This is a genomic window from Pseudomonas batumici, assembly GCF_000820515.1.
Lineage (GTDB): Bacteria > Pseudomonadota > Gammaproteobacteria > Pseudomonadales > Pseudomonadaceae > Aquipseudomonas > Aquipseudomonas batumici.
The window spans coordinates 1-23,467 of sequence record NZ_JXDG01000016.1 but is presented as its reverse complement, the minus strand read 5'-3'; the positions used below and the strand labels follow the sequence as shown (position 1 = coordinate 23,467).

Annotated in this window: 25 protein-coding genes; 11 read left to right on the top strand and 14 right to left on the bottom strand. The window is 62.7% G+C overall.

Features of this window, described 5'->3' with window-relative positions; all coding sequences use genetic code 11:
• Positions 1 to 18 precede the first annotated feature (18 nt).
• The gene (gene aceK, locus UCMB321_RS07915; RefSeq protein ID WP_040065144.1) at positions 19 to 1,740 is read right to left on the bottom strand and encodes a bifunctional isocitrate dehydrogenase kinase/phosphatase; all 1,722 of its coding nucleotides are present in this window, start codon (positions 1,738 to 1,740) and stop codon (positions 19 to 21) included.
• Positions 1,741 to 1,883: 143 nt separating this feature from the next.
• Between aceK and UCMB321_RS07910 the strand changes: the two genes are divergently transcribed.
• Entirely contained in the window at positions 1,884 to 2,795 is a 912-nt protein-coding gene (locus UCMB321_RS07910; protein ID WP_040065141.1) for a DMT family transporter, read from the top strand.
• Between the two features lie 186 nt (positions 2,796 to 2,981).
• Here the strand turns inward: UCMB321_RS07910 and UCMB321_RS07905 are convergent, their stop codons facing one another.
• The 3 genes from UCMB321_RS07905 to cysK all read right to left on the bottom strand — a co-directional run bounded on the left by UCMB321_RS07905 (position 2,982) and on the right by cysK (position 6,340).
• Positions 2,982 to 3,845, bottom strand: coding sequence for a DMT family transporter (locus tag UCMB321_RS07905; RefSeq protein WP_040065210.1), 864 nt, complete (start codon positions 3,843 to 3,845; stop codon positions 2,982 to 2,984).
• Between the two features lie 345 nt (positions 3,846 to 4,190).
• Positions 4,191 to 5,129 carry an aspartyl/asparaginyl beta-hydroxylase domain-containing protein gene (locus tag UCMB321_RS07900; protein WP_040065140.1) on the bottom strand — a complete coding sequence of 313 codons (939 nt, stop codon included), beginning with the start codon at positions 5,127 to 5,129 and terminating at the stop codon, positions 4,191 to 4,193.
• A 236-nt stretch (positions 5,130 to 5,365) separates the two neighbouring features.
• The gene (cysK, locus tag UCMB321_RS07895) at positions 5,366 to 6,340 is read right to left on the bottom strand and encodes a cysteine synthase A (protein WP_040065138.1); all 975 of its coding nucleotides are present in this window, start codon (positions 6,338 to 6,340) and stop codon (positions 5,366 to 5,368) included.
• A gap of 248 nt (positions 6,341 to 6,588) precedes the next feature.
• Between cysK and UCMB321_RS07890 the strand changes: the two genes are divergently transcribed.
• Positions 6,589 to 7,434 carry an AAA family ATPase gene (locus tag UCMB321_RS07890; protein WP_040065136.1) on the top strand — a complete coding sequence of 282 codons (846 nt, stop codon included), beginning with the start codon at positions 6,589 to 6,591 and terminating at the stop codon, positions 7,432 to 7,434.
• Between the two features lie 34 nt (positions 7,435 to 7,468).
• A complete protein-coding gene (locus UCMB321_RS07885; RefSeq protein ID WP_040065129.1) occupies positions 7,469 to 8,647 on the top strand; it encodes a vWA domain-containing protein in 1,179 nt (392 codons plus the stop codon).
• Positions 8,648 to 8,778: 131 nt separating this feature from the next.
• Here UCMB321_RS07885 and UCMB321_RS07880 read toward each other — a convergent pair whose 3' ends face one another.
• The 4 genes from UCMB321_RS07880 to UCMB321_RS07865 form a co-directional block, all read right to left on the bottom strand.
• On the bottom strand, positions 8,779 to 9,696 hold the full coding sequence (locus UCMB321_RS07880; RefSeq protein WP_040065124.1) for a 5-oxoprolinase subunit C family protein: 918 nt from the start codon (positions 9,694 to 9,696) through the stop codon (positions 8,779 to 8,781).
• Positions 9,693 to 10,397, bottom strand: coding sequence for a 5-oxoprolinase subunit B family protein (locus UCMB321_RS07875; RefSeq protein WP_040065121.1), 705 nt, complete (start codon positions 10,395 to 10,397; stop codon positions 9,693 to 9,695). The genes UCMB321_RS07880 and UCMB321_RS07875 overlap by 4 nt, the downstream gene beginning before the upstream one ends.
• A complete protein-coding gene (locus UCMB321_RS07870) occupies positions 10,394 to 11,146 on the bottom strand; it encodes a 5-oxoprolinase subunit PxpA (RefSeq protein WP_040065117.1) in 753 nt (250 codons plus the stop codon). The genes UCMB321_RS07875 and UCMB321_RS07870 overlap by 4 nt, the downstream gene beginning before the upstream one ends.
• A gap of 63 nt (positions 11,147 to 11,209) precedes the next feature.
• Complete coding sequence (locus UCMB321_RS07865; protein ID WP_040065115.1) at positions 11,210 to 12,496, bottom strand: MFS transporter; 1,287 nt, start codon at positions 12,494 to 12,496, stop codon at positions 11,210 to 11,212.
• 155 nt (positions 12,497 to 12,651) lie between these two features.
• Here UCMB321_RS07865 and UCMB321_RS07860 point away from each other — a divergent pair, with 155 nt between their 5' ends.
• Positions 12,652 to 13,584 carry a LysR family transcriptional regulator gene (locus UCMB321_RS07860; RefSeq protein ID WP_040065114.1) on the top strand — a complete coding sequence of 311 codons (933 nt, stop codon included), beginning with the start codon at positions 12,652 to 12,654 and terminating at the stop codon, positions 13,582 to 13,584.
• A gap of 114 nt (positions 13,585 to 13,698) precedes the next feature.
• Here UCMB321_RS07860 and UCMB321_RS07855 read toward each other — a convergent pair whose 3' ends face one another.
• From UCMB321_RS07855 to UCMB321_RS07845, 3 genes are read right to left on the bottom strand one after another with little or no spacing between them, the layout of a single operon-like run.
• Positions 13,699 to 14,232 (bottom strand): DUF2937 family protein, encoded by a 534-nt coding sequence (locus tag UCMB321_RS07855; RefSeq protein WP_040065113.1) that lies wholly within the window; start codon positions 14,230 to 14,232, stop codon positions 13,699 to 13,701.
• Between the two features lie 11 nt (positions 14,233 to 14,243).
• On the bottom strand, positions 14,244 to 15,020 hold the full coding sequence (locus tag UCMB321_RS07850) for a class II glutamine amidotransferase (RefSeq protein WP_040065112.1): 777 nt from the start codon (positions 15,018 to 15,020) through the stop codon (positions 14,244 to 14,246).
• Positions 15,021 to 15,052: 32 nt separating this feature from the next.
• Positions 15,053 to 15,553 carry a hypothetical protein gene (locus tag UCMB321_RS07845; RefSeq protein ID WP_040065111.1) on the bottom strand — a complete coding sequence of 167 codons (501 nt, stop codon included), beginning with the start codon at positions 15,551 to 15,553 and terminating at the stop codon, positions 15,053 to 15,055.
• A gap of 90 nt (positions 15,554 to 15,643) precedes the next feature.
• Here UCMB321_RS07845 and UCMB321_RS07840 point away from each other — a divergent pair, with 90 nt between their 5' ends.
• Together UCMB321_RS07840 and UCMB321_RS07835 are read left to right on the top strand one after the other, a co-directional pair.
• On the top strand, positions 15,644 to 17,695 hold the full coding sequence (locus UCMB321_RS07840) for a S9 family peptidase (RefSeq protein ID WP_040065110.1): 2,052 nt from the start codon (positions 15,644 to 15,646) through the stop codon (positions 17,693 to 17,695).
• An 88-nt stretch (positions 17,696 to 17,783) separates the two neighbouring features.
• Positions 17,784 to 18,257 carry a cyclic nucleotide-binding domain-containing protein gene (locus UCMB321_RS07835; protein ID WP_040065109.1) on the top strand — a complete coding sequence of 158 codons (474 nt, stop codon included), beginning with the start codon at positions 17,784 to 17,786 and terminating at the stop codon, positions 18,255 to 18,257.
• Here the strand turns inward: UCMB321_RS07835 and UCMB321_RS07830 are convergent.
• Positions 18,254 to 18,535, bottom strand: coding sequence for a hypothetical protein (locus UCMB321_RS07830; protein WP_040065108.1), 282 nt, complete (start codon positions 18,533 to 18,535; stop codon positions 18,254 to 18,256). The genes UCMB321_RS07835 and UCMB321_RS07830 overlap by 4 nt on opposite strands.
• Positions 18,536 to 18,617: 82 nt before the next feature.
• On the opposite strand from UCMB321_RS07830, the gene UCMB321_RS07825 reads away from it, so the two are divergent.
• The 3 genes from UCMB321_RS07825 to UCMB321_RS07815 all read left to right on the top strand — a co-directional run bounded on the left by UCMB321_RS07825 (position 18,618) and on the right by UCMB321_RS07815 (position 20,813).
• Positions 18,618 to 19,304, top strand: coding sequence for a spermidine synthase (locus UCMB321_RS07825; protein WP_040065107.1), 687 nt, complete (start codon positions 18,618 to 18,620; stop codon positions 19,302 to 19,304).
• A gap of 50 nt (positions 19,305 to 19,354) precedes the next feature.
• Positions 19,355 to 19,729 carry a YajD family HNH nuclease gene (locus UCMB321_RS07820; RefSeq protein ID WP_040065106.1) on the top strand — a complete coding sequence of 125 codons (375 nt, stop codon included), beginning with the start codon at positions 19,355 to 19,357 and terminating at the stop codon, positions 19,727 to 19,729.
• 181 nt (positions 19,730 to 19,910) lie between these two features.
• Entirely contained in the window at positions 19,911 to 20,813 is a 903-nt protein-coding gene (locus UCMB321_RS07815) for an HD-GYP domain-containing protein (protein WP_084614833.1), read from the top strand.
• 18 nt (positions 20,814 to 20,831) lie between these two features.
• Here UCMB321_RS07815 and UCMB321_RS07810 read toward each other — a convergent pair whose 3' ends face one another.
• Positions 20,832 to 21,533, bottom strand: a complete 702-nt coding sequence (locus UCMB321_RS07810; RefSeq protein WP_040065105.1) for a glutathione S-transferase N-terminal domain-containing protein — start codon at positions 21,531 to 21,533, stop codon at positions 20,832 to 20,834.
• Between the two features lie 23 nt (positions 21,534 to 21,556).
• Positions 21,557 to 22,138 carry a TetR/AcrR family transcriptional regulator gene (locus UCMB321_RS07805; RefSeq protein ID WP_040065103.1) on the bottom strand — a complete coding sequence of 194 codons (582 nt, stop codon included), beginning with the start codon at positions 22,136 to 22,138 and terminating at the stop codon, positions 21,557 to 21,559.
• Positions 22,139 to 22,243: 105 nt separating this feature from the next.
• Between UCMB321_RS07805 and UCMB321_RS07800 the strand changes: the two genes are divergently transcribed.
• Both UCMB321_RS07800 and UCMB321_RS07795 read left to right on the top strand, forming a co-directional pair.
• Complete coding sequence (locus UCMB321_RS07800; protein ID WP_040065101.1) at positions 22,244 to 22,951, top strand: glutathione S-transferase family protein; 708 nt, start codon at positions 22,244 to 22,246, stop codon at positions 22,949 to 22,951.
• A gap of 48 nt (positions 22,952 to 22,999) precedes the next feature.
• Complete coding sequence (locus UCMB321_RS07795; RefSeq protein ID WP_040065099.1) at positions 23,000 to 23,467, top strand: RNA methyltransferase; 468 nt, start codon at positions 23,000 to 23,002, stop codon at positions 23,465 to 23,467.

The window sequence follows — 23,467 nt, the reverse complement described above, 5'->3', positions numbered from 1 at the left end:
CCGAACAGCCCTGGCGGGTCATTCGTCGTCCCGATCCTTGCGCCGATACGGAAAAACGTCGATCACCTTACCCGCCCGAATCGCCTCTTGCAGGCCTTTCCAGTAGTCGGCGTTGTAGAGCTCGCCATGCAACCGGTCGAACAGCCGGCGCTGTGCCATATCGGCGAACAGGAAGGGCGGGAACTCCTCCGGGAACACGTCCAGCGGCCCGATGGAATACCAGGGTTCGGAGGCCATTTCATCCTCGGGCGTGCGCGGCGCGGGAATGTGCCGAAAGTTGGCTTCGGTCAGGAAGCAGATCTCGTCGTAGTCGTAGAACACCACGCGACCATGGCGGGTCACGCCGAAGTTCTTCAGCAGCATGTCGCCGGGAAAGATATTCGCGGCTGCCAGTTGCTTGATCGCCAGGCCATAGTCCTCCAGCGCCTCGCGAACCTGGGCATCGTTGGCGTTGTCCAGGTACAGGTTCAGCGGGGTCATTCGTCGCTCGGTCCAGCAGTGGCGGACCAGTACCGTATCCCCTTCGAGCTGCACCGTGGACGGCGCCACCTCGAGCAATTCCTCCAGGCACGCCGGCTCGAACTTGCTCAAGGGAAAGCGGAAATCGGCGAACTCCTGGGTATCGGCCATGCGCCCGACCCGATCGACACGCTTCACCAGGCGGTACTTCTCGATCACCGTGGCGCGGTCGACGTTCTTCGACGGCGAAAAGCGGTCCTTGATGATCTTGAACACGGTGTTGAACCCCGGCAGGGTAAACACGCTCATGACCATGCCGCGCACACCCGGGGCCATGATGAAACGGTCGTCGGTGTTGGCCAGGTGATTGATCAGCGCCCGGTAGAACTCGGACTTGCCGTGCTTGTAGAAGCCGATGGAGGTGTACAGCTCGGCGATATGCTTGCCCGGCAGGATGCGCTTGAGAAAGCCGATGAACTCCGCCGGTACCGGCACATCCACCATGAAATAGGAGCGGGTGAAGGAAAAGATGATCGACACCTCGGCCTCGTCGGTGATCAGCGCATCGATCTGGATGCCCCGCCCTTCACGGTGCAGCAACGGGATCACCAACGGCCATTGTTCATCCGGAGTGAAGATCCGCCCCACCAGGTAAGCGCCCTTGTTGCGGTAGAGCACCGAGGAGAACAGTTCGACGCTCAGCTCGGGATCCTTGCACACCCAGTCCGGCAGGTTTTCCCGCAACTGGGCTTCGAGACGCCGCAGGTCCCCCGGCAAATCGGCATAGGCCTCGCTGAAGCTGTAGTCGGCGAAGACCTGTTCGAGCATGCCCGACAAATCGCCTTCGGGCCGGTAGGTGCGGGTCTGCGCCGCCCGCGTCCGGTGCAACGAAGGCCGGGTGGTGTGGATGAACATGCAGCCGTCACTGATCAGGTCGTGGCTGAACAACCCGCAAAAGGCCGAGTTGTACCAGGTCTCCGCCAGCTCATCGTCGAAACGCAGGTCGATCAGGTCGATATAGGCGCTTTTCACCAGCGGCCAGAGCGTGACATCGAGCAAGGTAGTGGTATCGAAGCCGGCGCGCAGTCGGGCATTGATCTCGCTGACCTTCTCTTCGTACAGGTTGATCCGCGCCGTCGAAGCCGCCTGCGCTTCCTGCCAGCGGGCGCCTTCGAAACGGCCACGGGCGCCGTCAGTGATCTGACGAAAGTGCTCGCGGTAATCGTCGAAGCCATCGAGGATCATGCGGGCGATATCAGCGGCCGGCCATGGCTGCGGCATAGTGGAACCCCTGAGTTATTGTTCGAGATGGTGTCGCAAGCGAGTCGCCTGAGCTTAGAGGCCAACACTCAGGCAACGCAACCATTGCCTTGCCAGTTACATGCGGTGACACTTGCTCGCCCTACCCTGCCAAGGAAGCCCTCATGAGACCCGTCGATATTCTGCGCATGTTGATGCTGGCCGCTGTCTGGGGCGCCAGCTTCCTGTTCATGCGGATCATTGCCCCCGTGCTCGGCGCCTTTCCAACCGCCTTTTTCCGCGTCTCGATCGCGGCTGTCGGCTTGCTGGTGATCCTCGCGCTGATGCGTGTCAACTGGGACTTCAAAGGCAAGTTCAAGGTCTGCCTGATGCTCGGCGTGATCAACTCCGGATTGCCGGCGACGCTGTACTCGGTCGCCGCCCAGGTGCTGCCGGCCGGCTACTCCTCGATCTTCAACGCCACCACGCCGCTGATGGGCGTGCTGATCGGTGGCCTGTTCTTCCATGAAAAACTGAGCCTGAACAAGCTTGTCGGGATCTTCCTCGGGCTGTTCGGGGTCGCGGTGCTGACCCGCGCGGGGCCTGTGACCTTCAACCTCGAATTGTTGATGGGCGCCGCGGCGTGCCTGCTGGCCACCACCAGCTACGGCTTCGCCGGTTTTCTCACCCGCCGCTGGCTCGATCATCAAGGTGGCCTCGATCCACGGCTGTCGGCCATGGGCAGCATGTTCGGCGCGACGCTGGTGATCCTGCCGTTCTTCGGGTACAGCGCCATCAGCCATCCTCCGGCCAGCTGGGGCGGGCTCAGTGTGTGGCTGTCGCTGCTGGGCCTGGGCCTGGTGTGTACGGCGTTTGCCTACATCATGTACTTCAAGCTGATCAGCGATATCGGCCCGGTCAAGTCGATGACCGTGACCTTCATGATTCCGGCGTTCGGCGTGTTGTGGGGGGCGTTGTTTCTCAACGAGCCGCTGTCGCTGGCCCACCTGTACGGCGGGGTATTGATTGCGCTGGCGTTGTGGCTGGTGTTGAAGCCCGCCGCGACGCTGAAGGCGGCCAGCGTGGCTGACCGATAACACGACACGGTGGTGTGCCGACTGACGTCATCGCCGGCAAGCCAGCTCCCACAATGCCGTGTCGAGCCAAGGTGCAGTGTGTACGCCGAGCAACTGTAGGAGCCGGCTTGTCGGGACGCCGCACCGTGGCGATAGCGATGGCAGACTCACCATCGCTATCGCGGGCAAACCGCCGCCTACCTGTCGTCAGGCGCCCTTGCGGAACACAAACACCAGACCGACGATGATCAGCCCCATACCGAGCAGGCTCAGGGCCGCCAACCGATTACCGAAGATCAGGTAGTCCATCACCGCCGTCACCGCCGGCACCAGGTAGAACAGACTGGTGACATTGACCAGGTTACCCCGGGCAATCAGCCGGTACAGCAGCAGGGTCGCCAGCACCGACACCACCAGTCCCATCCACAGCACCGGCAGGATAAAGCCGCTGCCGGTTTCGAAGTGGAACGGCTGGAACGGCACGAAGATCCCGCACAGCAGCAACCCGGCCAGGTACTGCACCGGCAGCGTGCCCAGGGGATTATCGGTGATGCGCTTCTGCATGATGGAGCCCGCGGTCATGCTGGCCAGGGCCAGCAGACCGAACAGCATCCCGGCCAGGGACATGCCGGCCAGGCCGATGCCCTGGTAGACCACCAGGATCAGCCCCGCCAGCCCCAGGCCCAAGCCGAACATCCGGCTCCAGGAGCGTCGACGCTCCATCAGCACCGCCGTCAGGATCGGTTGCACCCCCATGATCGTCGCCATGACGCCAGGCGTGACCTTCAGGTCCAGGGCCAGCAGATAGAAGATCTGATAGGCCCCCAGCAACACCAGGCCGGTCGCCGCGGCATAAAGCAGCGGCCGGCCCACCCGGGGCAACTTGAACTTGAGCAACGGGACCAACACCAGCAAGCCCAACAGGGCGATGCAAAAACGGATCAACAGGAAAGCGAACGGCGAGGCGTGCGCCAGCCCCCATTTGGAGAAGATCGCCCCGCTGCTCCAGAGCAGGACAAACAGACTCGTCGAGGCCGCCGCGGTTGCGGATTGTCTTGAAAAAGCCAACATGGATACCACCCGTGATTCAGGCAAAAGCCGATTCAGCACAAGGCTGAACATTCAGTAGTTTTTTCAGGCGGGCACAGGGGAACGGCAAAGACTGCCGATCAGCCCGAAAAGCCAACACCCGGCGGTGATACGACTGCGTACACCGGCGTGCTACTGACAGGTGGGGGGTAGTGACTGATCTGCACAGGCTGCTGGTTCCCGCACGGCACGACCACAGCGTTGACCGCTGAATCGACTACCGCATCGAGAAGGGAACCGGGCATGTGCTGATCTTCTTGAGGAGGGTGAATCGGTTGAAACACCGAGCGCCGACTATAACCAGCGCTCGGGATCCATTGCAACAGGTCAGCCGAACAACCAATAACCGAGGGCCGCGAACACCACCACCGCCAGCACCGGGCGCATGGCGCGATATGCCTTGGGATTGGCACGTTTGAAGCGCTTGACTACGCCGCTGATGCGGTCGCTGGAGCGCTTGCTCCAGGCATAGACCTGGTTGATGCCGCCGACCCGCTCGTCATCGAGGTTCTGCGGGGCCGTGGCGCGACCGAGGAAGGCACTGACCCGGCGGTTGATCGCGGTCATGAAACGGCTGCTCAACGGCCGCTCGATATCGCAGAACAGAATGACGCGGGTCTGCTCGGTTTCGTTCTTGACCCAGTGCACGTAGGTCTCGTCGAACATCACGTCTTCACCGTCGCGCCAGGCGTAGACCTGGCCGTCGACGAAAATCCGGCAGTCGTCGGAGTTCGGCGTCGACAGGCCCAGGTGATAGCGCAGGGAACCGGCAAACGGGTCACGGTGCGGGTTGAGGTGGCTGCCACCGGGCAACAGGGCGAACATCGCGCCCTTGACATTGGGAATCGCGTTCACCAGCGCCACGGTTTTCGGGCACAGCAGCTCGGCCGACGGCAGGGGCTTGTCGTACCACTTGAGGTAGAAACGCTTCCAGCCCTTCTTGAAGAACGAGCCGAAACCGGCATCGTTGTTCTTCTCGGCGGCGCGGATATAGCCTTCATCGAACAGATGCATGGCCTCTTCGCGGATCACCTCCCAGTTGTCCTTGAGCACATCCAGCTCGGGAAACTTGCTGCGGTCCAGGTAAGGTTTGGACGGTACGCCGGAAAACAGGTACATCAAGGCGTTGTAAGGCGCGAAAGCGGCGGAATGGTTGACGAACTGACGCAACAGGGGCAACCGCGCCTTGCCGCGCAGATGCACATAAAGCGTACTGCCCAGGAACAGCAGCAGGACTGCGGCCTTGGCGGCAAAGGAAAAGGTCATTCAACACTCCTCGAAAATGGGCAACGCACGAGTGGCCTGTACCGCTTGACTCACCCGACGTGGCAGCCGGCCATGATAAACATTACCGGCGCCGGGAAAAACCCATGGCTTTACAGATTCAACATTGCCGATCCGGTAATAAAGTCCCTGTTTAACAGGAAACCGCTGAACGGTAGCTGACCCAGATCAGCGGATATCGCCCTGCCCTGCATTGCCTGCGTGCGTCAGCACCGGGGTTATTGCTGAGTCTCCTGCTCGCTGAACAGATCGCTGAACAACATGCTCGACAGGTAACGTTCACCGGAGTCCGGCAGCACCACCACAATGGTCTTGCCCTGCATTTCCGGCGTCTGCGCCAGCCGCACCGCAACGGCCATGGCCGCGCCGCAGGAAATACCGCTGAGAATCCCCTCTTCCTGCATCAGCCGCAGGGCCATGGCCTTGGATTCTTCGTCGGTCACCAGTTCCACCCGGTCCACCATCGCCAGGTCGAGGTTTTTCGGCACGAAACCGGCACCGATCCCCTGGATCTTGTGCGGGCTCGGCTTGACCTCCGCCCCGGCCAGGGTCTGGCTGATGACCGGCGAGGTCGCCGGCTCCACCGCCACCGACAGGATCGGCTTGTGCTTGGTCAGCTTGATATAGCGCGAAACACCCGTGATGGTCCCGCCAGTGCCCACGCCGGCCACCAGCACGTCCACCGCACCGTCGGTATCGTTCCAGATTTCCGGCCCCGTGGTCTTTTCATGGATGGCCGGGTTGGCCGGGTTTTCGAACTGGGCCGGCATGAAGTATTGGGCCGGGTCGCTCGCCACAATCTCCGCGGCCTTTTCGATGGCGCCTTTCATGCCCTTGGCCGGCTCGGTCAGCACCAGCTCCGCGCCCAGCGCCTTGAGCACCTTGCGCCGCTCCAGGCTCATGGACGACGGCATGGTCAGCAGGAGCTTGTAGCCCCGCGCGGCAGCCACGAAGGCCAGGCCGATGCCGGTGTTGCCGGAGGTCGGTTCGACGATGGTCATGCCCGGCTTGAGTTTGCCGCTGCCTTCGGCGTCCCAGATCATGTTGGCGCCGATCCGGCACTTCACCGAGTACCCAGGGTTACGCCCTTCGATCTTGGCCAGAATCGTCACGCCACGGGGTGCGATACGGTTGATCTTGATCAGCGGCGTGTTACCGATGGAGTGCGCGTTGTCGGCAAAGATACGGCTCATGACGGGGGTCCTTTAATAGGCAGCGTTGACGGGAACCTTCAAGGTTATGCCTCAGGGTTGCAGGCGTCCAGTCATGACAAACCCCGGGGCGATGGCCCGCGACCGACCGGGTCAGGATCTGACGCCCCATTCAGAGACTGAATAAGCCGTCTGCGTTCACACTCGACCGGGCGCCGCGTTATAGTCAGGCATGATTTTTTTCCGCCCGCCGTCAAACCAGGCCGGCGTTATCGTCCGAGGAATTGCAGATGAAGTTCGAAGGCACCCAGGCCTACGTCGCCACCGATGACCTGAAGCTGGCCGTGAATGCCGCCATCACCCTGGAGCGTCCGCTGCTGGTCAAGGGCGAACCCGGCACCGGCAAGACCATGCTGGCCGAGCAACTGGCCGAATCCTTTGGCGCCAAGCTGATCACCTGGCACATCAAGTCCACCACCAAGGCGCACCAGGGCCTTTACGAGTACGACGCGGTCAGCCGCCTGCGCGACTCGCAACTGGGCGTGGACAAGGTCCATGACGTACGCAACTACCTGAAAAAGGGCAAGCTGTGGGAAGCCTTCGAATCCGACGAGCGAGTGATCCTGCTGATCGACGAAATCGACAAGGCCGATATCGAGTTCCCCAACGACCTGCTGCAAGAACTCGACAAGATGGAGTTCTACGTCTACGAGATCGATGAAACCATCAAGGCGAAGAAACGCCCGATCATCATCATCACCTCCAACAACGAGAAAGAGCTGCCGGACGCCTTCCTGCGCCGCTGCTTCTTCCACTACATCGCCTTCCCGGACCGCGTCACCCTGCAGAAGATCGTCGACGTGCACTACCCGGACATCAAGAAGGACCTGGTCAGTGAAGCCCTCGACGTGTTCTTCGACGTGCGCAAGGTCCCGGGCCTGAAGAAAAAGCCGTCGACCTCGGAACTGGTGGACTGGCTGAAACTGCTGATGGCCGACAACATCGGCGAAGCGGTGCTGCGCGAGCGCGATCCGACCAAGGCCATTCCGCCCCTGGCAGGCGCCCTGGTGAAAAACGAGCAAGACGTGCAGTTGCTCGAACGCCTCGCGTTCATGAGCCGTCGCGGCAGCCGCTAAACGCGCTTTTTCAACAAAAGCGGGGGCAATAGCCATGCTGCTCAACCTGTTCAATGAAATGCGCGCCGCCAAGGTTCCGGTGTCGGTGCGCGAACTGCTCGACCTGATCAATGCGCTGAAACAGCGCGTGACCTTCGCCGACATGGACGAGTTCTACTACCTCGCCCGGGCGATCCTGGTGAAGGACGAGCGGCACTTCGACAAATTCGACCGGGCTTTCGGTGCCTACTTCAATGGCCTGGAAAAACTCGATGACCATCTCCAGGCCTTGATTCCCGAGGACTGGTTGCGCAAGGAGTTCGAACGCTCGCTGAGCGACGAGGAACGCGCGCAGATCCAGTCCCTCGGCGGCCTGGACAAGCTGATCGAAGAGTTCAAGAAGCGCCTGGAAGAACAGAAGGAACGTCACGCCGGCGGCAATAAATGGATCGGTACCGGCGGCACCAGCCCGTTCGGCTCGGGCGGTTTCAACCCCGAAGGCATTCGCGTCGGCGACGCCGGCAAGCGCCAGGGCAAGGCGGTCAAGGTCTGGGACCAGCGCGAGTACAAGAACCTCGACGACCAGGTCGAACTGGGCACGCGCAATATCAAGGTGGCCTTGCGTCGCCTGCGCAAGTTCGCGCGCCAGGGTGCGGCGGAAGAGCTGGATATCGACGGCACCATCGACCACACCGCCCGCGATGCCGGCCTGCTGAATATCCAGATGCGGCCGGAGCGGCGCAACACCATCAAGCTGTTGCTGCTGTTCGATATCGGCGGTTCGATGGACGCCCACGTGAAGATCTGCGAGGAGTTGTTCTCGGCCTGCAAGACCGAGTTCAAGCACCTGGAGTACTTCTACTTCCACAACTTCATCTATGAGTCGGTGTGGAAGAACAACCTGCGCCGGGGCTCGGAGCGTACTTCGACCCAGGACCTGCTGCACAAGTACGGGGCCGACTACAAAGTGATTTTCGTCGGCGATGCGGCCATGGCGCCGTATGAAATCACCCAGGCCGGCGGCAGTGTCGAGCACTGGAACGAAGAAGCCGGCTATGTGTGGATGCAGCGCTTCATGGCCAAGTACAAGAAGCTTGTGTGGATCAACCCTTATCCCAAGGACACCTGGAACTATACGGCGTCGACCGGGATCGTCCGCGATCTGGTGGAGGACCAGATGTATCCGCTGACCTTGCGTGGGTTGGAGGAAGGGATGCGGTTCCTGTCCAAGTAGAGCGGTGTTGCACGATTCCTGTAGGAGCGAGCTTGCTCGCGATGGTCGTTAACGATGACGCGGGGCACCTGGTACCCCACGGCGCCTGGACTATCATCGCGAGCAAGCTCGCTCCTACAGGGGGACCGCTGTCAGGCAAACCGCCGCATGAACTCGACCTGCTGCCGATGCGCCGTCTCCTGCACCACCGGTGCCAACCGCACCGGCGCCCCCGGCAGGCATTGCGCCAGGCGCGCCAGCGACAACGGCGTCAACGCACCCAGGCGTGGATAACCGCCAATGGTCTGCCGGTCGTTGAGCAACACGATCGGCTGGCCGTCCGGTGGCACCTGAATCGCCCCCAGGGGAATGCCCTCGGAGATCATCGGCTCGCCCTGGTACTTCAACTCGGGCCCCAACAGGCGAATCCCCATGCGATCGGCACGGCTGTCCAGGGTCCAGGTACTGTTGAACGCGTCGAACAGGCTTTGCCCGCTGAACTCGCCGATCTGCGCCCCGAGCACCACCTGCAACGGCGCACTGGTGCTGAAATCCGGCACCTGCGCCTCTGCCAATACCCTCGGCGTCGGCGCCGATCCGCGATACTCCAGGCGCCCACCCTTGGCCAAGGGTCGCCCCAGGCCGTCCAGCCCACCGAGTTCCTCACGAACCACGCAGGCAGCACTGCCAAGGACTTTCGGTGCGATAAACCCGCCCGGCGCCGCCAGATAGGCCCGTGCCCCCGACAGTGGTTGCGTCAATTGCAGCCGCTGGCCTTTCCTCAGGACAAAACTGCACCAGGGCGCCAGCGCCTGCCCGTCCACCCGCGCGCCCAGGTCGGCACCAGCCAGGGCCAGGCAGCAATCCTCTTCAGCCACCAGCGTGAAGCCGCCCAGGGTCACCTCCACCACCGCGGCATCCGGCGCATTGCCCAGCAGATGGTTGGCCCAGAACATCGACACCCAATCCAGCGCCCCGCCCTGGGTCACGCCCAGATGACGCACGCCAAAACGCCCCGCATCCTGCAACAGGCACAGTGGCGTACTCGCCTCGATCGACAGATGGCTCATGCCAGGCTCTCCAGCGGCGTGTCATCGCCGCCCAGGGTAATGAATTCAGCGTGATCGACCGCGGCAAAGCGCACCGTATCGCCCGGCTGCATCAGGCTATAGCCGTCGCGCTCACGGTCGAACAGCTTGCTCGGTGTGCGCCCGATCAGGTTCCAGCCCCCCGGCGAGACCACCGGGTAGGCCGCGGTCTGGCGCTCGGCAATCCCCACGCTCCCCGCCGCGACCCGTTTGCGCGGGGTACTGAGACGCGGCGCGGCCAGTCGCTCGTCGACCAGGCCCATGAAGGCAAACCCCGGGGCGAAGCCCAGGGCGAACACCTGGTACTCGCGCTCGCTGTGGCAGCGAATGACTTCGCTGACCGACCAGCCGGCGCGTTCGGCCAGCAAGCCCAGTTCCGGGCCGACACTCGGGTCGTACCACACCGGCAGCACATGGCATTGACCGCCGGCACCGGTGCTCGGCGCCAGATCGGTCAAGGCCTCGGCAATCAGTTCCCGGGCCTGGGACGGGCTCAACGCCAGCAGGTCGTAATGCACCATCAAGGTGGTATAGGACGGCACCAGATCGATCAGATGCCCGGCAAACCCCGCCCGCAGACGCTCGCCAGCAGCGAGCATCCACGGCATGTTCTCTTCGGCGATCACGTCGAACAGGCGCACCATCAGACAGTCGATCCCGACCACTTCGATCCGTGGCTTCATACGGCGGACTGCCGATCCAGGGCCTCGCGGATCCGCTGCACGGCGGCCACCGAACTGGCGTTGTCGCCATGCACGCACAAGGTATGGGCCTGCAACCGCAGCGCACTGCCATCGCTGGCGGTGAGGCTGTCACCCCGGGCAATGGTCAGTGCCTGCTCGACGATCAGCGAAGGTTCGTGATGCACGGCACCGGGCAACTGCCGCGACACCAGGCGCCCCGCGCTGTCGTAGGCACGGTCGGCAAACGCCTCGAACCACAACTTGACGCCGTATTCATCGCCCAGGGCCTGGGCCGCGCTGTTGTCGCGCATCGCCAGCAGCATCAACGGCAATTCCCGGTCATAGGCGGCAATCGCCTGGATCACCGCACGCAGTTGCTCGGGATTGGCCATCATGTCGTTGTACATCGCGCCGTGGGGCTTGACGTAGCTCACCCGCGCACCTTGCGCCCGGCAGATACCGTCCAGCGCACCGATCTGGTAATGCAGCAGATCCTGGATTTCCTGGGGCGTGCAGGTCATGGAGCGGCGACCGAAACCCACCAGGTCGGGATAGGCCGGATGGGCACCGATACGCACGTCATTGGCCAGGGCCAGGGTGACCGTCTTGCGCATGATGCTCGGATCGCCCGCGTGATAACCGCAGGCCACGTTGGCGCAATCGATAAACGGCATGACCTGCGCATCCAGACCCATGGTCCAGTTGCCATAGCTTTCGCCGATATCACAATTCAATAACAAGCGGCTCACGGTGGTTGCTCCTGTGGGCTTTTATCTTTTCTTAATGTGGGACTTTTCACAGATTCCCACAGATTACTGCGCTTCGAGTTCCTTGCCACGGGTTTCCGGCAGGCTCAGGGCCGCGAGGATCACCACGCCGTAGGACACCGCGGCAAAAGCGCCGATCCCCAGACTCAGCGAGACCTTCTGGCTGAGCAGGCCGATCAGCAGCGGAAAAAACGCCGCCAGTGCCCGCCCGATGTTGTAGCAGAAGCCTTGGCCCGAACCCCGGATGCGGGTGGGAAACAACTCGGTGAGAAACGAGCCCATGCCGCTGAACATCCCCGAGGCGAAAAAGCCCAGCGGCAAGCCCAGCCACAGCATGATCTCGTTGCTGACCTGCAACTGGGTGTACAACAGCACGACGATGAAGGAGCCGATGGCGAACAGGATGAAGTTCTTCTTGCGCCCCAGCAGATCGGTCAGGTACGCGCTGATCACATAACCGATGTAGGAACCGACGATCACCATGGCCAGGTAACCGCCCGTGCCAAGTACGCTCAAGCCGCGCTCGGTCTTCAGAAAGGTCGGCAACCAGGAAGTGATGGCGTAGTAGCCGCCCAGCGCGCCGGTGGTCAACAAGGAAGCCCGCAGGGTAATGCTGAGCATGCCCGGGGCAAAGATCTCGTAGAAATGCGCCGGATGGCTCGGGGCTTCCTGGATCTTGGCCTGGCGATAGACCTCCGGGTCCTTGACCAGGCGGCGAACGAAGATCACGAAGATCGCCGGCACGATGCCCAACACGAACAGGGCGCGCCAGGCGTCTTCCGGCGGCAGCAGGGAAAACAGCGCCGCATAGAGGATCGCGGTCAGTCCCCAGCCCAGGGCCCAGCCCGATTGCACCATGCCGACCGCCTTGCCGCGGTCCTTGGCGCGGATCACCTCGCCCATCAGCACCGCGCCGGCGGTCCACTCGCCACCGAAACCGAAGCCCATCAAGGTGCGGGCGACCAGCAACTGCTGATAGTTCTGGGCGAAACCGCAAAGAAAGGTGAACACGGCGAACCAGAGCACCGTCAGTTGCAGGGTTCGCACCCGGCCGATGCGGTCGGAGAGAATCCCGGCGATCCATCCGCCGAGGGCCGAGGCGATCAAGGTGCTGGTGGAAATCAGCCCGGCCTGGCCGGTGGTGATGCCCCAGAGGGCGATCAGCGTCGGGATGACGAAACTGAGCATCTGGGTATCCATGCCATCCAGGCCGTAACCGATCTTGCAACTCCAGAACGTGCGACGCTCCTGCTGATTGAGATTGCGATACCAGGTGAACGGACCGGGTGGGCCCTCGGCTTGGGTGACATCCAGCGAGCCGGGCGTAGTCATGGGGGTTCTCCGCATAAAGCTTATTGGTATTGTTCTGGCGACCGCCCAGACTTAGGCTTATGGTGCCTGACCGGTCGAAGGCCATTTTTCGTTGGCCATGCCCTCTGCGTCCAACTAATAAAAGTCCTGCCCTGGCATAAGAAAAAGTTGATTGCATGAACCTCAAATTTCTCGAAACCTTCGTCTGGGTTGCGCGGCTCAAGAGTTTTCGCCTGACGGCGGACAAGCTCTTCACCACCCAGGCCTCCATTTCCAGCCGTATCGCGGTGCTCGAAGGCGAGCTCGGGGTGAAGCTGTTCCTGCGTGATTCGCGCGGGGTCAGCCTGACGCCAGAAGGGCTCAAGGTGCTCGACTACGCCGAGCAGATGATGGACACCATGCAGGCCCTCAAGCATGCCATCGAAATCAGTTCGACCAAGGTCGGGCGCCTGCGCATCGGTGTGATGGACACGGTGATCCATACCTGGCTCAGCCCGCTGGTGGCGCAGATGTCGGATCGTTTTCCCCTGGTGGAAATCGAATTGGTGGCCGATACCGCGCTGAACCTCTGCGATCAGCTGCAAAAAGGCTTTCTCGACCTGGTCTTGCAAACCGACCTGCTGCGCCAGGAGTCCATTCGCAGCCTGGAACTGATCAGCCACCCCATGGGTTGGGTGGTGGCCACCAACTCGATCTATAACCGCGAATACAAGAGCCTGGCCGAGATAGCCCGGGAGCGCATCGTGACCTTTTCGAAGAATTCGCGGCCGCACCAGGAAATCCTCGGCCTGATGCAGATCCATGGCGTACCGACGCCACGGCTGAACTGCGTGAACTCGGTATCGGCGATTACCCGGTTGCTGCGCGACGGCTTCGGCATCGGCGCCCTGCCGCCGGTGCTGGTCCGGGAAGAACTGATGCGCGGCGAGTTGACCTTGCTGGCCCTGGACGTGCGCCCGCCAAACCTGGAAGTGGTGGTCTCGTGGCGGGTCGGCGTGGAGTTGGTGGAGGAGATTGTCGCGCTGTGCCAGGAAGTCTTGCACAGCTATGCGGACAAGATGGGCGAACAGTATGTGGTCCTGAGCAAGCCCACCCTCGCCGGTCACTGACGCAGAACTTTTGTGTCGTGGGAGCCGGCTTGCTGGCGATGAACGATAACGCGGTGTGCCTGATACATCGCGTCGCCTGAATCGCCAGCAAGCCGGCTCCCACAGGATTTGTGCTTACCAGCCCCGTTCGCGCCGTGCCAGCCGCTCGCGCTGGCGCTTGCCGCCCAGCACCACCCAGTCCACCAGGCGGAAGAAGCCTTCGATCACGAACGAGAACAACAGCGCCACGCCCATCGCCCAGCCAATGGCCTCGGGCGACAGCAGGACCTGGTAGGTGTAGCCCTGCAAGGTTTCCTGGCGGATCGCCGGATCGGCCGCATAGGCCACCTGCAACGCGCGCTTGTACCAGGGGCCCTGCATCGCCTGGAACTGGTCATCCAGCAGGCGCTGGCGGTTGAGCAAGGTGCCGAGGCTCTCGGCATCGCTGCGAAACACCGGGTCGTCACTGGCACGATAATGCGCCACCAACGCCTGCAGGTCGCCGTTGAAGAACTGCTCGGCGGTCTTCTGGAAGCCCTGGAGAGCGGTCTGCGCTTCGATCAGGTGCGCTTCGACCCGCTTGGTGTAGTCATTGATGAAGCCCGGCACCTGGACACCGATCAACAGGCCCAGGGTAAACAGAATCAGCCGAAGGTAACTCAACCACATAACGGACGTCCTTAATCGGTCTGGCCCTGGCTGACGCATTCGCCGCGCCGCCACAGGCTCCACTGGCCCGGTTCGTAGCGGGTCCAGGTTTCGTTTTCAGTCAGGGGTTCGGTGGCAATCACCGTCACCACGTCATTGGGCGTGGTTTCGGCCTGGAAGTCGACGATCACGTCCACATCCTTCAAGCGTGCCGGCCCGAACGGCGCGCGCCGGGTAATCTGCGCCAGCTTGGTCGAGCAATAGCAGAACAACCAGTCGCCGTCGCTGAGCAGGCAGTTGAACACGCCCTTGCCGCGGTACTCGGCACAGGCCTGGACCAGGGACGGCAGCAGCACTTCGATGTCCACCGGCTCGGGAAAGGCCTGGCGCACGCGGTTGAGCAGGTCGCAGAACGCCGCTTCGCTGTCGGTGTCGCCTACCGGACGATAGAAACTGGTCGGCGGCCGGAAGTCCGCCAACTGGCCGTTATGGGCGAAACACCAGTTGCGCCCCCACAGCTCGCGGACAAAAGGGTGGGTATTGGACAGGCAGACCTTGCCGACATTGGCCTGGCGGATATGTCCGATCACCACTTCGCTCTTGATCGGATACCGCTGCACCAGGTTCGCCACCTCGGACTCGCTGCTCGCCGCCGGGTCCTGGAACAGGCGCAAGCCACGGCCTTCGTAGAAGCCGATGCCCCAGCCGTCGCGATGGGGACCGGTACGCCCCCCTCGTTGCATCAGGCCGGTAAAACTGAAAACGATATCGGTCGGTACATTGGCGCTCATGCCCAACAATTCACACATGCTCGGACTCTCGCTTCAATGCAGGGACGCCGTTACAGACGCGGCTCGACCCGCGGACGCCCCGTGCCACCGCTCGGCGGCCGACGGCCATGACGCTCGTTGCGATCAGGCGCGGCGAAGGGTTGGTCGTCTTCCTCGGACTCGGCCTCCGGCGCCACGCCAGCCGCCACCGGCTGCGGGCGACGGGCCTTGATGGAGCGCTCGATGGGCCAGCGGATCAGCGCGAAGACCACATAGACGCCCAAGGCGATCAGCAGGTACATGAACAGATCGGAAACCGCGCGCCAGGCGTTGTTGCCGACCTTGAACAGCAGGTCCAGGGCGGTAATGGCCACCGCCGGGGCGAATTTTTCCTTCACCGGGTCGATAATGGTCGGGCTGAACAGCAGCACCGCCACCACCACGCGTAATGGCTCGCGCAGCCAGCGCCAGATCCAGCGGGTCAGGCGAAACCACACCAACAGGCAGCCCAAGGCGGCGAAGGCGTAGCAGCCCCAGGCGATCAGATAGTCGTTCTCGGTCATGGTGTCCATGGCAAGGCTGGCAAAGAGATGCTTATGATAACGGCTTTTCGCCGGTCCGGCTGCCCCGCCGTCAGCGATCCGCCCACAGAAGAGTTGCCCATGTCCCTCGATAGCACCGTCCACAGCGCCCCGATTGCCCGCCGCGACGCCGGCGCGGACCCTTACGCCTGGTTGCAGGAGCGCGACAGCGATGCCGTGCTCGACTACCTCAAGGCCGAAAACAGCTACCAGCAGGCCCGACTGGCCGACCAGGCCGAACTGCGCGAAACCCTGTTCGAGGAGATCAAGGGCCGGATTCTCGAAACCGACCTGTCCCTGCCTTCGCCCTGGGGACCGTTCCTGTACTACACCCGCACCACCGCCGGCGACGAATATGCGCGGCACTACCGCTGCCCGCGCCCGGCCGATGACAGCCTCACGGTGGATGAAAGCGCCGAAGCGCTGCTGCTGGATCCCAATGTACTGGCCGAGGGCGGCTTCTTCTCCCTAGGTGCATTCAGCGTCAGCCCGGATCACCGACGCCTGGCCTACAGCCTCGACACCACCGGCGAAGAGGTCTATCGCCTGTACGTCAAGGAACTGGACAGCGGCGTGGTCAGCGAGCTACCGTTCGACGACTGCGACGGCAGCATGACCTGGGCCAACGACAGCCAGACGCTGTTTTTCGCCGAGCTGGACGACACCCATCGTCCCCACCGGCTGTATCGCCATCGCCTCGGCGACAGCGGGGCCGACGAGGTCCTGCACGAAACCGACGGGCGCTTCTTCCTGCACTGCTACCGCAGCAGTTCCGAGCGCCAGTTGGTGGTGCTGCTCAACAGCAAGACCACCAGCGAGGCCTGGGCCCTGGACGCCGATACCCCGACCCAGGCCTTTACCTGCCTGGCGCCACGGGTCGAAGACCACGAGTACTACGTCGACCACGGCCAGTATCAGGGACAGTGGAGCTGGTTTATCCGCAGCAACCAGGACGGCATCAACTTCGCCCTGTTTCACGCCCCGGACCACGGCATACCGGGCCGTGACGACTGGCAATTGCTGGTGCCCCACAATGACCAGGTGATGCTCGAAGGCCTGACCCTGAACGCCTCGGCCCTGTGCCTGAGCCTGCGTGAAGGCGGCTTGCCGATCATCGAAGTGCGGCCCGGGGACCTGCCGAGCTATCGCGTGCAACTGCCGGATGCCGCCTACAGCCTCCACGTGCAGGACAGCCTGGAGTTCACCAGCCAGACCCTGCGCCTGCGCTACGAAGCGCTGAATCGGCCGGCCCAGATCCGTCAGTTGACCCTGGCCAGCGGCGAACAGAGCGTACTCAAGCAAACCCCGGTGCTGGGCGACTTCGACCCCGATGCCTACGTCAGCCAGCGCCTGTGGGCCACGGCCGCGGACGGCACGCGGGTGCCCATCAGCCTGGTGGTCAAGCGCGAATTGCAAGGCCAGGCCACGCCGCTCTACCTCTACGGCTACGGCGCCTACGGCGAAAGTCTCGACCCGTGGTTCTCCCACGCCCGCCTGAGCCTGCTGGAACGCGGCATGGCCTTTGCCATCGCCCATGTGCGCGGTGGCGGCGAACTGGGCGAGGCCTGGTATCGCGCCGGCAAGCAGGCGCACAAGCAGAACACCTTCGATGACTTCATCGCCTGCGCCGAGCACCTGATCGCCGAGGGCCTGACCACCTCCAAGCAACTGGCCATCAGCGGCGGCAGTGCCGGCGGCCTGTTGATCGGTGCCGTGCTCAACCAGCGCCCGGAACTGTTCCAGGCCGCCATCGCCGAAGTGCCGTTCGTCGATGTACTGAACACCATGCTCGACCCGGACCTGCCGCTGACCGTCACCGAATACGACGAATGGGGCAATCCCGAGGAGCCCGAGGTGTATGCTCGGATCAAGGCCTACGCGCCCTATGAAAACGTCTGCGCCCAGGCCTATCCGGCCACCCTGGTGATCGCCGGCTACAACGACAGTCGCGTGCAGTACTGGGAAGCGGCCAAATGGGTGGCGAAACTGCGCGCCACGAAAACCGACGAGCATCTGCTTTTGCTCAAGACCGAACTGGGCGCGGGCCATGGTGGCATGAGCGGTCGTTACCAGGGATTACGTGACGTAGCGCTCGAATACGCCTTCGTGTTCAAGGTTCTGGGGCTGATCTAAGGAACTCTGCCCGGCACCCTTGTCTTAACTCCGGGCCGCCGGGCTTCGATGCCCGCACAGAACAGGTAACAAGAAAAGATCGTGAGCCATGCCAGAACCGACCTTACTGAATAACGAAATCCGCGACATGCTGATGGACTGCGGCTTGTTCGCCGCCTTGTTGCCGGCGGACTTCCTCGCCGCCGCCGGCTATTTCAGCATCAGCAGCGTCGCCAAGGGCGAAGCCATCTTCCACGAGGGTGATGCCGGGACCTTCATGTGCATCATTCATCACGGCAGCGTGAACGTGCAGAAAAGCAACGCCGAGGGTGTACCGGTGGTGATCGCCACCTTGCGCGCCGGCCGGGCCTTCGGCGAGATGGCGGTGCTCGATGGCGAGCGGCGCTCGGCCAGCTGCGTGGCCGCCAGCGATTGCCAGTTGCTGAACCTGGGCAAGGACTCCCTGGAAAAGATGCTCAACGACACACCGAAGATCGCTGCCAAGATCATCCGCGCCATCGCCATCGCGCTGTCCAGGCGACTGCGCATGGCGGACGGCCAACTGCTCTCGCAACAGATCTAGCTGGCGGTTTTGCCCGCCTTGTCGCTCTTGTCCGTCTTGTCGTTCTGCTCCAGGCCCGGCAGGGTCTGGTCCTTGGGCGGCTGCGGCAACTCGATGCTCGGCAGCGGCTCGCCTGGCTTGGGCGGGGTGCGCGGGGTGATCTGAGGGTATGGCGTGGGGGTGGCGGTGCCTGGTGTCCCCGGTTTGGGTGTGACCGGTACCGGCGATAGATCCTCGGCCCGGACCGTCGTAAGGGTGAGCGCGGTCAATGCAATGGCCGCTACAATAACGCGTTTCATCAATGGCTCCGTTGCCAGACTTCTCTGTCTGCCATCAGGCTACTCGCAACGCGGCTATTTTGCCCCTCCCAATGAGATTTCCATGAAACGTTTCGTTCTGCTGGACACCACCCCGATTCCCGAAAACGGCGGTGCCTTGTGCCTGTTCGAGTATGGCGAGGACTTCGTGATCAAGATCCAGGGTGGCGACGGCGGGCAGTTGATGAACACCCGCATGCACGGCTCCGAGGATGCACTGGCAGAGATTCCCTGCCGCAAGGTCGGCGGCCGGCCGCAGTCGCGGGTTCTGATCGGCGGCCTGGGCATGGGCTTCACCCTGGCCTCGGCCCTCAAGCACCTGGGCAAGAACGCCGAAGTGGTGGTCGCCGAGCTGGTACCCGGCGTCGTCGAGTGGAACCGCGGCCCGCTGGGCGAAAAAGCCGGCCGGCCCCTGGACGACCCGCGCACGGTGATCCGCCTGGAAGACGTGGCCAAGGTCCTGCAGGCCGAGCCCCATGGCTTCGATGCGATCATGCTCGATGTCGACAACGGCCCCGAAGGCCTGACCCAGAAAGCCAACAGCTGGCTCTACTCGACGGCTGGCCTGAACGCCTGTGCCAAGGCCCTGCGGCCCAAGGGCGTGCTGGCGGTGTGGTCGGCCAGTGCCGACAGCCATTTCTCCGACAAGCTGCGCAAGGCCGGCTTCAAGGCCGAGGAAGTCCAGGTCCATGCCCACGGTAACAAGGGCACGCGCCACACCATCTGGATCGCCGAGAAGCTCAAGAACTGAGCTAAACTTTGCCGTATAACCGTCATTAACCCATTCGACAAGGTGAACCCATGAGTTCGGCCAACCCTCCCTCCCATACCGCCAAGCTGGACCGTATCCTGGCCGATGCGAAACGCGATAAAGAGATGGGCTATCGTGACAAGGCGCTGAAAATGTACCCCCACGTGTGCGGTCGCTGCGCCCGTGAATTTTCCGGCAAGCGCCTGAGCGAGCTCACCGTGCATCACCGCGATCACAACCATGACAACAACCCGCAGGACGGTTCCAACTGGGAATTGCTCTGCCTGTTCTGCCATGACAACGAGCACTCGCGCTACACCGACCAGCAGTACTTCGGCGACAGCTCCCTGAGCAGTCCGAAGATCGCCAAGGCCACCCACAACCCGTTCGCGGCGCTGGCCGGGCTGATGAAGAAAGACGACTGAAAGCCGTCATGCCGGGGCCTTGAGCCCCGGTGGCGTTTTCGAGCGAGACAGTCGGATCGACCTGGGCTCATCAGGTCGATAATCTGTTCTCCCGTTGTAATTTAAAACCTGCTGCACACTCCAATGGCACAAGTACCCGGGCGCCTGCCTGGGGTGATCCTACGTATCGGGTAAACGCGCCATGAAACTCAACCAACTGATTCAAAACCTCCTGGGCGCCCGCCAACCGACACGGGTTTCGCGCCCGGAGCAGGAACTGCTGTCGAGCCTGCTGGTGATGGCCTGGGTGGTGGAGGCGCGCGATCCCTACACCGGCGGGCATCTGTGGCGGGTGGCGCAGTTCTGCGAATTGCTGGCGCAGAAAGCCGGCTTCGCAGCGGAAGAAGTGGCGCGGATTGCCCTTGGCGGTTTCGTCCATGACCTGGGCAAGGTCGGTATTCCCGATGCGGTGCTGCGCAAGGCCGGGCCCTTGAGCGACGAAGAATACGCCGTGATCAAGACCCACCCCGACATCGGTTATCGGTTGCTGCATGCCCACCCGCTGGCCGCCCTGGTGGAGGACGCGGTGCGCCTGCACCACGAAATGCCCGATGGCCGGGGTTATCCCCTGGGGCTCAGGGCCGGCGAGATTCCGCACCTGGCGAGCATCGTCGGCATCTGCGACGCCTTCGATGCCATGACCAGCACCCGCCCCTATCGTGCGGGCATGCCGCAGGCGCAGGCGTTGCAGATCATTGGCAAGAACCTGGGGACCCAGTTCGACGCACACTTCGGCGCGCTGTTCATCCAACTGGGGGAATCGGGCGCCTTGAGCCCGATCATCGGCCATACGGACCAGGGCATTCCCCTGCGTCACTGCGGCATGTGCGGACCGACGGTGGTCCTCAAGCGCGCGCACCGTGCCGGGGATCATGTGTTCTGCGGCAACTGCGGCGTCGACTATCTGCTGCAACAGAACGCACCGGGCAGCCCGTTGGAACTGCAGGCCACCGGCGCCGCCGGCAGCGCGCAAGACCTCAGCCCCCAGGCCGACGTCGAGTTGATCGAGCGCCTGGTGCAGCGCCAATTCGCCCCCATCCTGTAGGAGCAGCCGTATTTGGCCTCAGACGGCCGGGCCCTTGGCGGTCTGGCCGAAGAGGATTTTCCTGCCCTCTTCCGTACTCGACGCACGCCGCGAATACGGCTCGCCCCGGGCATAGGCGCGCCGCGTTGCCGGACGTTGTTCGATAGCGTGGAGCCAGCGGCTCAGATCCGGGAAATCCTCAATGTTCTGTTGCTGACGTTGCCACGGCACCACCCAGGGATAGCAGGCCATGTCCGCGATCGAATAGTGCTGGCCGGTAATGAAATCACGCCCTTGCAGCTGCCGATCCAACACACCGTAGAGACGGTTGGTCTCATTGACATAACGGTTGATGGCGTAGGGCAGTTTTTCCGGCGCATACAGCCCGAAATGGTGATTCTGCCCGGCCATCGGCCCCAGGCCGCCCATTTGCCAGAACAGCCACTCGGTCACGGTCTTGCGGCCACGAACATCCGCCGGCAGGAAGTGCCCGGTCTTTTCCGCCAGGTACAGCAGGATCGCCCCCGACTCGAACACCGTGATCGGCTCGCCGCCATCGGCGGGCGCGGTGTCGATGATCGCCGGTATTCTGTTATTCGGCGAAAACGCCAGGAACTCAGGTTGGAACTGGTCGCCGGCACCGATATCCACGGGATGGATACGGTACTCGAGACCGGCCTCCTCCAGGAACATTGTGATCTTGTGGCCGTTTGGCGTAGCCCAGTAGTAGAGCTCAATCATTCGATTTCCCTCGTCAAGACGCACTATTTCAGTAACCCAAAGACCGGTCGCACCAGCCCTTCCAACAATTCCCGTTCAGGCCTTGAGCGGGCCAGCACCCGCAGTCCCATCAGCACCCCCAGGCACAGGCGCGCCAGATCGTCCGCCGACTGCGAGGTATTGATGCTGCCCTGGGCCTGGCCGGCGCTGATACAGCGCCGGAAAAATCCCTCCATCCCCCCCTGGACCTCTGCCAGCACCGCCTTGAACTCCGGATCGTGGGGCGCCACCTCAAGGGCCGCGTTGACGATAAAACAGCCTTTGCGCTCAGGGTCGCTCAGCGACAGATCGATGATCTCGTTGAAGAACGTCAGGATGGCTTCGCGGGGCGGTAGCTGCTGCTCCAGACGCGCGGAACGCTCGCAGAAGCCGCGCTTGATGTAGTGATCAAGGGCCAAGCCAAAGAGCGCGCGTTTATCACCGAAGGCGTTGTACAGGCTGGCCCCGGTGATCCCCATGGCCAGCGCCAGATCCCGCACGGAGGTGGCCTCGTAGCCCCGGGTCCAGAAGCAGCGGATGGCCGCCTCCAGTGCAGCAGCCTCATCGAATTCTCTTGGTCGTGCCATAACCCACACATTGACTCAAATTGAAACAAACAGCGTTTGCCACGCCCCTAGGGTTCGGCCTATTTTATAGCACTCGATCCAAAACATCATCCAGGACCTTTCGACATGATCCGCTTCTTTTTCCATCCGACGCCCAATCCGGCGAAAGTCGCGCTGTTTCTTGAAGAAGCGGCGTTGCCCTACGAACTGATTCCGGTCGATACCAGCAAGGGCGAGCAGCACAGCCCGGAGTTCCTGGCGATCAATCCCAATGCCAAGGTCCCGGCAATCATTGATACCGAGGGCCCGAACGGTAGCGAGGTCCGGGTCTTCGACTCGAACGCGATCCTGCTGTACCTGAGTGAAAAAACCGGGCTGTTCGGCGGCGGCCTCGGCGATCGGGGCGAACTGTTGTCGTGGATGATGCTTATCGGCACTGGCCTGGGGCCGTTTTCCGGTCAGGCGGTGCACTTCCAGCACTCGGCCCCGGAAAGCATTCCCTACGCCATCAACCGCTATCGCCGTGAAGCCGAGCGGCACTACCGGGTGCTTGACCGGCATCTGGCCGGGCGCAGCTACATCGTCGGCGACAGCTATTCGATTGCCGATATCTCGGCCTGGGGCTGGATCGACCGGGCGGCGCGAGTCCTCAAGGGCGAAGAATCACCGCTGGCCGCCTACCCCCACCTGTCGGCCTGGTTCCAGCGTATCGAGGCCCGGCCGGCCGTGGCCCGTGCCCGCCAGGTGGGCAAGGGCCATGCCTTCAAGCAGGTCAACGACGAACAAACCCGACGCGCGCTGTTCCCTTCGAACTATCCCGACACCACGAGCTGACGGAGATGCCGGTATAATCGCGTCTTTTTCCTCAAAGGCACCCGGCTCGTGGCAAACAAAAGGTACAGCTGCATTGGTTTGTATAACCCCAAGTCACCGGAGAACGTCGGTTCGGTGATGCGTGCGGCTGGCTGCTACGGCGTGGCATCGGTGTTCTATACCGGCAAGCGCTACGAGCGGGCTCGGGACTTCGTCACCGATACCAAGAAAGTCCACCAGGACATCCCGCTGATCGGCATCGACGACCTGAAGAAGATCCTGCCGCTAGGCTGCATACCGGTGGCGGTCGAACTGGTGGAGGGCGCGCGCTCGTTGCCCGAATACACCCATCCGGACCGGGCACTGTATATCTTCGGCCCGGAAGACGGCTCGCTGGACAAGGACATCCGCGACTGGTGCGAGGACGTGGTGTATATCCCGACCACCGGCTGCATGAACCTGGCCGCGACGGTCAACGTGGTGCTCTACGACCGCCTGGCCAAGGGCAATAACACCCGTTCCGGTCCGAAATTCTAG

Coding starts and splice junctions, on each gene's coding strand:
- UCMB321_RS07815 (WP_084614833.1), top strand. CDS start 19,911: ATGAAACTCAACCAACTGATTCAAAACCTCCTGGGCGCCCGCCAACCG.
- UCMB321_RS07890 (WP_040065136.1), top strand. CDS start 6,589: ATGAAGTTCGAAGGCACCCAGGCCTACGTCGCCACCGATGACCTGAAG.
- UCMB321_RS07835 (WP_040065109.1), top strand. CDS start 17,784: ATGCCAGAACCGACCTTACTGAATAACGAAATCCGCGACATGCTGATG.
- UCMB321_RS07875 (WP_040065121.1), bottom strand. CDS start 10,397: ATGAAGCCACGGATCGAAGTGGTCGGGATCGACTGTCTGATGGTGCGC.
- UCMB321_RS07865 (WP_040065115.1), bottom strand. CDS start 12,496: ATGACTACGCCCGGCTCGCTGGATGTCACCCAAGCCGAGGGCCCACCC.
- UCMB321_RS07860 (WP_040065114.1), top strand. CDS start 12,652: ATGAACCTCAAATTTCTCGAAACCTTCGTCTGGGTTGCGCGGCTCAAG.
- cysK (WP_040065138.1), bottom strand. CDS start 6,340: ATGAGCCGTATCTTTGCCGACAACGCGCACTCCATCGGTAACACGCCG.
- UCMB321_RS07820 (WP_040065106.1), top strand. CDS start 19,355: ATGAGTTCGGCCAACCCTCCCTCCCATACCGCCAAGCTGGACCGTATC.
- UCMB321_RS07805 (WP_040065103.1), bottom strand. CDS start 22,138: ATGGCACGACCAAGAGAATTCGATGAGGCTGCTGCACTGGAGGCGGCC.
- UCMB321_RS07855 (WP_040065113.1), bottom strand. CDS start 14,232: ATGTGGTTGAGTTACCTTCGGCTGATTCTGTTTACCCTGGGCCTGTTG.
- UCMB321_RS07845 (WP_040065111.1), bottom strand. CDS start 15,553: ATGGACACCATGACCGAGAACGACTATCTGATCGCCTGGGGCTGCTAC.
- UCMB321_RS07885 (WP_040065129.1), top strand. CDS start 7,469: ATGCTGCTCAACCTGTTCAATGAAATGCGCGCCGCCAAGGTTCCGGTG.
- UCMB321_RS07905 (WP_040065210.1), bottom strand. CDS start 3,845: ATGTTGGCTTTTTCAAGACAATCCGCAACCGCGGCGGCCTCGACGAGT.
- UCMB321_RS07900 (WP_040065140.1), bottom strand. CDS start 5,129: ATGACCTTTTCCTTTGCCGCCAAGGCCGCAGTCCTGCTGCTGTTCCTG.
- UCMB321_RS07825 (WP_040065107.1), top strand. CDS start 18,618: ATGAAACGTTTCGTTCTGCTGGACACCACCCCGATTCCCGAAAACGGC.
- UCMB321_RS07830 (WP_040065108.1), bottom strand. CDS start 18,535: ATGAAACGCGTTATTGTAGCGGCCATTGCATTGACCGCGCTCACCCTT.
- UCMB321_RS07840 (WP_040065110.1), top strand. CDS start 15,644: ATGTCCCTCGATAGCACCGTCCACAGCGCCCCGATTGCCCGCCGCGAC.
- UCMB321_RS07810 (WP_040065105.1), bottom strand. CDS start 21,533: ATGATTGAGCTCTACTACTGGGCTACGCCAAACGGCCACAAGATCACA.
- UCMB321_RS07880 (WP_040065124.1), bottom strand. CDS start 9,696: ATGAGCCATCTGTCGATCGAGGCGAGTACGCCACTGTGCCTGTTGCAG.
- aceK (WP_040065144.1), bottom strand. CDS start 1,740: ATGCCGCAGCCATGGCCGGCCGCTGATATCGCCCGCATGATCCTCGAT.
- UCMB321_RS07850 (WP_040065112.1), bottom strand. CDS start 15,020: ATGTGTGAATTGTTGGGCATGAGCGCCAATGTACCGACCGATATCGTT.
- UCMB321_RS07910 (WP_040065141.1), top strand. CDS start 1,884: ATGAGACCCGTCGATATTCTGCGCATGTTGATGCTGGCCGCTGTCTGG.
- UCMB321_RS07800 (WP_040065101.1), top strand. CDS start 22,244: ATGATCCGCTTCTTTTTCCATCCGACGCCCAATCCGGCGAAAGTCGCG.